The 8,214-nt window shown below is 48.3% G+C and carries 8 protein-coding genes; 3 read left to right on the top strand and 5 right to left on the bottom strand.

The window, feature by feature from the left end:
* On the bottom strand, nt 1-314 hold a 314-nt coding region (locus CRN95_RS14535; RefSeq protein WP_235003060.1), incomplete at its 3' end, for a GTP-binding protein.
* 677 nt (nt 315-991) lie between these two features.
* On the opposite strand from CRN95_RS14535, the gene CRN95_RS14530 reads away from it, so the two are divergent.
* From CRN95_RS14530 to CRN95_RS14520, 3 genes are all read left to right on the top strand, one after another.
* Nucleotides 992-2,458: a glycosyl hydrolase family 5 gene (locus CRN95_RS14530; protein WP_097021292.1), complete on the top strand. Its 1,467-nt coding sequence runs from the start codon at nt 992-994 to the stop codon at nt 2,456-2,458.
* Nucleotides 2,459-2,676: 218 nt separating this feature from the next.
* Nucleotides 2,677-4,359: a glycosyl hydrolase family 5 gene (locus CRN95_RS14525; RefSeq protein WP_097021291.1), complete on the top strand. Its 1,683-nt coding sequence runs from the start codon at nt 2,677-2,679 to the stop codon at nt 4,357-4,359.
* A 166-nt stretch (nt 4,360-4,525) separates the two neighbouring features.
* Nucleotides 4,526-4,858, top strand: coding sequence for a helix-turn-helix domain-containing protein (locus CRN95_RS14520; protein WP_088630011.1), 333 nt, complete (start codon nt 4,526-4,528; stop codon nt 4,856-4,858).
* Nucleotides 4,859-4,887: 29 nt separating this feature from the next.
* Here CRN95_RS14520 and CRN95_RS14515 read toward each other — a convergent pair whose 3' ends face one another.
* From CRN95_RS14515 to CRN95_RS14500, 4 genes are all read right to left on the bottom strand, one after another.
* Entirely contained in the window at nt 4,888-5,940 is a 1,053-nt protein-coding gene (locus CRN95_RS14515; protein ID WP_097021290.1) for a M48 family metallopeptidase, read from the bottom strand.
* Nucleotides 5,941-5,949: 9 nt separating this feature from the next.
* The gene (locus CRN95_RS14510; protein ID WP_097021289.1) at nt 5,950-6,507 is read right to left on the bottom strand and encodes a LemA family protein; all 558 of its coding nucleotides are present in this window, start codon (nt 6,505-6,507) and stop codon (nt 5,950-5,952) included.
* Nucleotides 6,508-6,554: 47 nt separating this feature from the next.
* Nucleotides 6,555-7,505, bottom strand: coding sequence for a hypothetical protein (locus tag CRN95_RS14505; RefSeq protein ID WP_097021288.1), 951 nt, complete (start codon nt 7,503-7,505; stop codon nt 6,555-6,557).
* A gap of 130 nt (nt 7,506-7,635) precedes the next feature.
* The gene (locus tag CRN95_RS14500; RefSeq protein ID WP_159462328.1) at nt 7,636-8,199 is read right to left on the bottom strand and encodes a M48 family metalloprotease; all 564 of its coding nucleotides are present in this window, start codon (nt 8,197-8,199) and stop codon (nt 7,636-7,638) included.
* Nucleotides 8,200-8,214: the final 15 nt, after the last annotated feature.

Raw genomic sequence — 8,214 nt, 5'->3', positions numbered from 1 at the left:
ACGAGGATAGCGCCGTCCATCTGAGCAGCACCAGTCACCATGTTCTTCACATAGTCAGCATGCCCCGGGCAGTCGACGTGTGCGTAGTGACGGTTAGCGGTGGTGTATTCCACGTGGGAGGTGTTGATCGTGATACCACGAGCCTTTTCTTCCGGAGCGTTGTCGATTTCGTCGAAACGCTTTGCAGCGGCAAGACCCTTAGCAGCAAGGGTGGTGCAGATTGCAGCGGTCAAAGTGGTTTTACCGTGGTCAACGTGGCCGATGGTGCCAATGTTGCAGTGCGGCTTGCTTCTGTCAAAATGTTCTTTTGCCATTTTTTCCTCTTCTTCAGCAGAAGGTTTATCGCTTCAAGTTCAAGAGAACTACACGAGTTCTCCGTATTTTCGCAAAGCATAGGAAGCGGTACTCTGCGAAATTGGAACACAAATTTAATAAATGCTAGGTAATTTGCAAGTATTTTTCTTTTGAAATTGCGCTAAAAATGCGGATTTTCGGACTTATCCACAGTTTTTCGGGGTGTTTTCGGGCCGTTGAAAACCCGCTCATTTCCTAGGATAGAATTGCCCTTTTTCGCTCAAAAATCAAAGGTTCAATATTTTATATCAACTATAAAACCAATTTTCCAACATTTTATCAACATTATTCACAAACCCAGCAAAATTCAATTCACAATCCAAGTCTCACAATGTAAAAAGATTTTTACATCAGAAAATTTTACAAAGTTTTACCTTTTTGGACCTCCCCAACCCATTGCCCTTCAATATTTTGAGATTCTCCGATTCATTCAAAAAACAAGACACAAATCTCCAAAATCACCCATCGACCACCAACAAACTATTAATAGATACCGATGACCAATAATCACTGACTAGTGGCTAACATAAATTGTCCTAAATCACGATAATGGCATGAAAAGTTTTTTTACAAGACATTATATATAATATTTCTATCTTTATGCAAAGGTGTTTGGGGATAATTTCGAGGAACTTCTATGAAATACCCCCTTTTAAAGTCCCTTCTTTCTCTTGGGACGATTGTTTTAGCTTGTTCTTGCTCAGACGACAAGCCATCTTCCAGCAGCGATGATGGCGTTCCTGAGCAGCAGTCTACCATTACGTCGTGCGATAATGCTTGGCTTTTGTCTGGAGACCGTATTTACCTTGGCTATAGTGACTTGACCGTTACAGACGAGGCAGGCGTCCAGATCGGCTTTATCACAGCGATTCCGAATTCTTCGAACGTCAATATCGTGGATTTGTCCGGTAACTTGCTCATCAGCAATGTCAACCTCCTTGCAACTACAGTTATATTTGGTGACAACGTCCGTTTCAAGACTATCGACAACGTTTTCCACCTGAAGGACGCTACCGGGAATTACCTCATCTACGCCAGTTCGATCGTGACCGACCCGGATGGAAAGCAGATTGGTATCGCAAACTTCACGACAGGCATCATCACAGACTTCAACGGTACTGTGCTGACCCAAGCCAACATCATGTCGCTCCCTATTTTGCAGCCGAACTCCAGATGCGTGGACTACATCTCCCCCATCGCATCGTCTTCGAGTGCAGACGTTCCTCCGGTTTACAGCAGCAGTAGCAACAACATCACCAATAGCTCCTCTTCTTACGTGCCACCCACCCCGAAGAGCAGCAGTTCTTCTACCCCCAAGAGCAGCAGCTCTCAGCCGAAAAGCAGTAGTTCTGCCCCGAAGAGCAGCAGTTCCTCTGTCGTCACTGGCCAATGCCCAAATATTAAGGTGAAGAGCGGCGGCAAGAGAGGATCTGGCTGGGCAACCCGTTACTGGGACTGCTGCAAGCCTCACTGCTCCTGGCCGGAACATGCAGGCGGCAATTACTCCAAGCAGTGCACCAACAAGGGTCAGTCTGAAAACACGAACTGGGGCGACGGCAGTATCTGCAGCGGCGGTCCCCAGATGACCTGCACAAGCCAGATTCCGTTTACGATTGACGGCTGTACCGAAATGGGCTTTGCATTCGCAGCAGTGCCTGCAAGCGATGGTGGTTCTTGCGGCAAGTGCTACCAGCTCACCTTCACAGGCAAGGGCAAGTACTCGACCGATGCAAACCACAGAGCCATCAAGGACAAGAAGCTCATCATCATGACAACAAATATCGGTGGTGACGTTCAGCAAGGTCAGTTCGACATCATGATTCCTGGCGGTGGCGTCGGTATGTTCAACGGATGCTCTTCCATGGGCTGGGGCCCGCAGGGCGAACAGTACGGCGGCCTCCTCTCCGATTGCGAAAAGGCTAAAAACTACAACGCATCTGCAACCTTGTCCTGCCTCAAGAGCAAGTGTGCCGAAGTGTTCAGCAACGATGCCAAGGCAAAACAAGGCTGCCTCTTCCTTGCTGAATTTATGCACGGCGCAGGCAACCCGATGCATGACTACGTCGAAGTGGAATGCCCGCAAGTTCTTAAAGACAAGTATTAATCTAAAAGTCTAAAACGGAACTAAACGCCCCGAACAGGGGCGTTTTTCTTTTTTGTAAGTCTTTGATAATAAATAAGTTGTGCTAAACCGCACAAATTGTCATTGTATAGTTCTTTTTACTCTTATTTACGAGCAATTCAAACAATAAGATTTTATCTTTTACCGCGGATGATTGGAATACAGGGTGTGATATAATAATTATAAGGGCTTACTATATCATGAAGAATAAATTTTTCAAAACCCTCGCCATTTTTGGACTTTCCGTTATCGCATGGAACTGCTCTGACGATCCAGCAACATCAGCGCAACACACATCCGAAACCCCCGTTGTCCAGCCAAAGGATGCATTTGAAGTCGATATAAACTGCTGGATGTTAAATATCGGTACGCAGACTTTGCTTATTAAGCCTGACGCATTGGGCACCTATACTGTCACTGATCCGTTCAGCATTCCTTACGGCACTTACGATGTCGCAACAGGCACGATTTACGACTTAAACGGCAACGTTGTCATTACCAATGTTGACACTAGCACCCTCCCCATCTTGAGCACAGACAAGACCGTCACATACCTCGACGGTACAAGACTTGCCATCGTCAATGGGGAACTCGTTCCGCTTTCGAACGGTATCACCGTGAGCAGCTCTTCAACAACTGTTCCGGGCACTGTTACCGTAAGCAGTTCTTCCGTCTACAATCCGGGCACTCCGGCCGTGAGCTCCAGCTCCGCCAAGACGCCGACCCCGACGCCTGCCGTGTCCTCCTCTTCTCAAAAGACAGAACAGCCTGTCGCAAGCTCTTCTTCACAACAGCAACAGCCGAAGTCCTCCGCCAACACATCAGGCAAGCAGTGCGACGGCCAATGCTATGATAACGCTTCTAGCAAGTGCGTTGGATATCACGAACAGCTCACAGGCTCTAAGGGCGAAAAATACGCCTACGACGAATCTTGCAAGTTAAACTGCTACTACGATCCTGACAATAAGAATTGCCAGAACATCACCGGCTCCGCACCGGCAAGCAGCCCGTCCGAACAGCCGAAGTCCAGCTCCAGCGTGAAGTCTTCTTCGTCTCAGCAACAGCAGCAGCCGAAATCCTCTTCTTCTCAGCAGCAGCAACAGCCGAAGTCCTCCAGCAGCCAGCCGAAATCTTCGTCTAGCCAGCAGCAACAGCAGAACAACCCCAACGCAGGTGCTGAAGAAGCCAAGTACCTCAATGCAGGTGCTGGTGGACAGCAGGGCTTTGCAACCCGTTACTGGGACTGCTGCATGCCTCACTGCGCTTGGCCGGAACACGGTGGCGCTGCCAAGACTTGCGATGCCAAGGGCAAGACCCCAATCGGCAACACGAACGGCAGTATCTGCTCTGGTGGCCAGGGCACGACATGCACAAGCCAGATTCCTATAATCGTGAGCGACAAGCTCGCCTACGCATTCGCTGCAACTCCGGGTAACGACGCCACATGCGGCAAGTGCTTCGCCCTCACCTTCACCGGTACCGGCAAGTACGAAACCAAGGCAAACCACAAGGCACTTGCAGGCAAGACTCTCGTCGTGATGGCATCGAACATCGGTTACGACGTGCAGGGTGGCCAGTTTGACATTATGATCCCGGGTGGCGGTGTCGGTTTGTACAACGGTTGCTCAGGCATGGGCTGGGGCAGCCAAGGTGCGACATACGGCGGTCTCCTCACCGAATGCGAAAGCGAAGTCGGATACAGTGGCGACCTCTTGACCAAGCGTAAGCAGTGCCTCACCGAAAAATGCAACAAGTCCTTCGGAAGTGACACCCAGGCCAAGGAAGGCTGCCTCTTCCTCGCCACATGGATGGAAGCTGCAGGCAACCCGAACCACACTTATAAAGAAGTCGAATGCCCGTCTGCTTTGAAGGCCAAATTCTAATCAAAAACGGCAAAAATTACTATTAGTCATATTTAAAATTTATAGAAGCACCCTGCCAAAGGGTGCTTTTTTGATTATGATTACATCGCTGAAATCCAAAAATTTTCTCGAAATTATGGAAACAATTGTTTGCACGATATTTTGGGGTAATTCATAACATTGGAGAATGCGATATGACATTGATGTCATCCGAAAAGCTGAAATAGAACTTTTAGCACAGATGCAAGGGGCTACTTCAATCACGAAGAAAAAGCTCGCTCTCGATAGCGGGATTAGCCGTCAGCACCTCGGTCTCGTCGCAAAAGGCAAACGCAATCTTTCAGTCAAATCATTTTGCGACCTTGCCGATGCCTTCGGCTGTACAGCCACCGAACTGATGTACAAGCTCGAAGCTTTAATGTTGGAGCAAATCAAGCTCCAAACGCCTGCCGCCGCCGACAAGGCTAAGGGCATAAACTATATCAATAAAAACATTCTGGAAAAAAGTAATCCAAAATAAAAACGCCTAAGCCATAATCGCAGGCGTTTTTAGAATTGTTCAAGCAGCCGAATGCGTTCGGGCGTGTCCGGGTGCGTGCAGAACAAGATATTCGCCTTTGCGACCCACCCCTTTAATCCCATATTGTTATCGAATTCCTCATCCGGATGGATCACGTAAAGCTGCGCAATATCGTTACGCTGTACCGACATGAGCCCTGGATCATTGGAAATTTTCCGCAGTGCAGAAGCGAGTGCCAAGGGATCTCCACAAAGTTCCGCCCCGCCGGCGTCAGCGACGTACTCGCGCTTACGCGAAATTGCAAGGCGAGTGAACCAAGTGAAGACATAGCCGATAGAACTCCAAATAAACACAAGCAAGAGAACAAGGATTAGATACACATCAGCTCGTCCACTATTGCGGTCACGCCTGGACGAACGACGCGGAGTATGGATCATGGCGCTCATCAACTTGAGCGACACCGTCTGAATCGTCGCAAAAATTCCAACGAACACAATGCACACGACCATAAGGCGCGTATCGCGATTCTTGATATGCGTAAGCTCGTGACCCACGACTGCCGAAAGTTCCCTATCATCCAGCTTTTCGATAAGACCCGTCGTAAGCGTAATGGTAAACGAAGGAATATCGATACCGCTTGCAAAGGCGTTCATTCCCGAATCCTGGATAATATTGATTTGCGGCATTTCGATGCCGCCTGCAATGCAGAGATTTTCGACAATGTTGTAGACACGCAAGTTATCCTTGCGTTCAACAGGTTTTGCATGAGTCGCATGCCGGATAATGGCGGTATTGGCGCAATAGGCGATAATGAACCATACACCTACAATCTGCAAGGTGTACGGAATCACGACTTTGAAGCAATGCCATATTTCGGGCCAGTGCATTGTTCCATACTTTGTATATGAAGCATGGTCCGCAGGGCAACCGCCTTCGACAATATCGCAAATAGCACCGAAAAAATCAAGCCCCAGAATAACCAGAAAAACCATCCCCAATAATATTACCGGGAACATGAAAAGCAGAATTACCGTATTACGGTTATTCCGCCATATCTGAGTCTGGAGACCGACGTATTTCATTGAAGGAAATTAAAACTTCACTTCAGGAGCCTTTTCGAGCGTAGCCCTATTTTCAGTTGCCTCGTACATGGCGGCACGTGTAAAGTGGAACATGCCTGCAATGATGTTGCTCGGGAAGACTTCGCAAGCGTTGTTGTATTCGCGCGTCGAGGAGTTGAAGAATCGGCGGGCAGCGGCAAGCTTGTTCTCAATGTCGGCAAGCTCCGTCTGCAACTGCAAGAAGTTCTGGTTCGCCTTGAGTTCCGGATAAGCTTCCAGCGAAATACGGAGTCCCGAAAGGGCTGCAGAAAGCGACTTGTCAGCAGCAACCTTCTCGTCGATAGTCTTGGCATTGATGGCAGCAGCACGGGCGGCAGTCACTTCTTCAAGAACCTGCTTTTCGTGAGTTGCATAGCCCTTGACCGTCGAGACAAGCTGTGGTACAAGATCATAGCGCTGCTTGAGCTGCACATCGATATTCGCAAATGCGTTTTCGCGATTGTTGCGAAGTTTTACAAGCCCGTTGTACATGGAAATGAACACGGCGATGACAATAAAAATGACTGCGACAACGATAACTACGGTCATATTTTCTCCTTGATTCTTATAAACAAATATATATAAGAATTTTAGTTTTACTTCTTCTTGTCTTTCGCCTTTTCTTCTTCTGGCATCGGCTTGGTATCTTCAAGCAGGCGGTCGGCCCATTCATCCCAGAACTTGCAGCGTTCACCTTCAAGCTTCATTTTTGCAAACTTCACCGGTTCTGTTTCGACGGCAAGCGTCACCACGGATTCCTTGTATGCCTGCGGGAGCCCTGCGACATGTGCCATACGCTTCTTGAGTTCCGCGACAGTCGCATCGAGAATATCGACTTCAAAGCGGCGCTCAATGTAGCGACGGGTAATGAATCCAAGCGACATAAAGTAATCACCCTGATTACCTTCGGCAAGGTAATTCTTGTTACGCAAATTCTTGAGAGCAAGTACAGCTTCTTCGTACGGCGGGAGCTGTGGGGCTTCGCCACGCTTTGCAAATTTCTTGTGCAGGAACCAGCCAAGGAATACGAGCAAAGCAACACCAAGTACAGCGAGCAATACATAAAGCCACTGCGGGAGTCTCGGGTCGCTCAGTGGGTCTTCCACTTCGAGAATATCAGCTTCTTCGCCAGTTGTGCGGTTAGAAACCTTGACCGCGACCGGGTCCGTATGCGTCTTGACCGTATCCGTACCGACAACAGCATTCACTTCTTGCGGAGCAATGAGAAAATCGCCACTCACAAATGTATTGAGCGTTGCAAGCCAAGTGAACTTCGCAGTGCCTTTAGGCATGCCCTCGGTAATCTTCTCGTTCTTCATTTCCTTGACTTCAAAACTGCCAAGGTTACCGACAAAGCTCGGTAAATCGACAATCGCATTTTCAGGCGCCGTGACCTGGATTTCATAATTGAACTTGTCGCCGATAAAGACCTGTGCGTTATCGACATTTGCCTTGACACTCAAGTCAAAAGCGTTGGCAGAAGCAACTAAAAGTACCGCAAGCGAAAAAAGAATCTTGAAACTTTTCAATGAAGTAAAACGAGACATTTTAAACCTCAAAAAGGAATATACAAAAAAATGCAACTGTAAAGTAATAGGAGATGCCCGATCATCCCCGTCATCCCCGTCAAGCGAGGACAGGCGCGAGGACAGGCGTCGGGCATGACAAAAAAACGTCCTACCGTTTACCAATCACTTTCTTCAGTATTCTCTGGCTGCGTAGTGCGACGGTCGGGTGTTCCCTGTAAATCGATGCAAAAAGCTTTGAGTACGGGATTTCGCATTCGGCAAGTTCCTGCATGGCAGCTTTCGCTTTCTGCTTACCCAATTCCTTAAACGCATACGCATCCGCTTCGAATTCCTGAGTCCAGCAGTACCAATTGAAAAAGTAGCGGAACGGAATTGCCACCAGGTGCAGCCACAGAATCGATTCGAAGAAACTTGCATTCCAACGAGTGACCATCGCAGCCAAGAACCACACGGCAACCATCAGGAACGCCACCTTCATCAAGTTCCGCAAAATCGAATGGTGCAAAATGCGATGGCCTTCTTCGTGCTTTTCCACGAACAGGCTCTTCTGAGGTTCCTTGCGATTTTCCGGAAGCGGTGCAATGTCGTTCACTAGCGGAATCAATCGCAACACAGCAAAAACACCACCACGCAATTGCGTCAACCTGCGTTCACGAACTTCAATTACAGCGCGGAGTACAATTTCTAGACAAAGTAAAATATATAACAACATAACAGAAATATGCGC

Origin of the sequence: Fibrobacter sp. UWB16 (genome assembly GCF_900215325.1) — a bacterium.
GTDB lineage: Bacteria > Fibrobacterota > Fibrobacteria > Fibrobacterales > Fibrobacteraceae > Fibrobacter.
This window is presented reverse-complemented; position numbering and strand designations above follow the sequence as displayed.

Excerpts from the sequence above, each read along its gene's own strand:
- CRN95_RS14530 (WP_097021292.1), top strand. The coding sequence starts at position 992 with ATGAAATACCCCCTTTTAAAGTCCCTTCTTTCTCTTGGGACGATTGTT.
- CRN95_RS14525 (WP_097021291.1), top strand. The coding sequence starts at position 2,677 with ATGAAGAATAAATTTTTCAAAACCCTCGCCATTTTTGGACTTTCCGTT.
- CRN95_RS14520 (WP_088630011.1), top strand. The coding sequence starts at position 4,526 with ATGCGATATGACATTGATGTCATCCGAAAAGCTGAAATAGAACTTTTA.
- CRN95_RS14515 (WP_097021290.1), bottom strand. The coding sequence starts at position 5,940 with ATGAAATACGTCGGTCTCCAGACTCAGATATGGCGGAATAACCGTAAT.
- CRN95_RS14510 (WP_097021289.1), bottom strand. The coding sequence starts at position 6,507 with ATGACCGTAGTTATCGTTGTCGCAGTCATTTTTATTGTCATCGCCGTG.
- CRN95_RS14505 (WP_097021288.1), bottom strand. The coding sequence starts at position 7,505 with ATGTCTCGTTTTACTTCATTGAAAAGTTTCAAGATTCTTTTTTCGCTT.
- CRN95_RS14500 (WP_159462328.1), bottom strand. The coding sequence starts at position 8,199 with ATGTTGTTATATATTTTACTTTGTCTAGAAATTGTACTCCGCGCTGTA.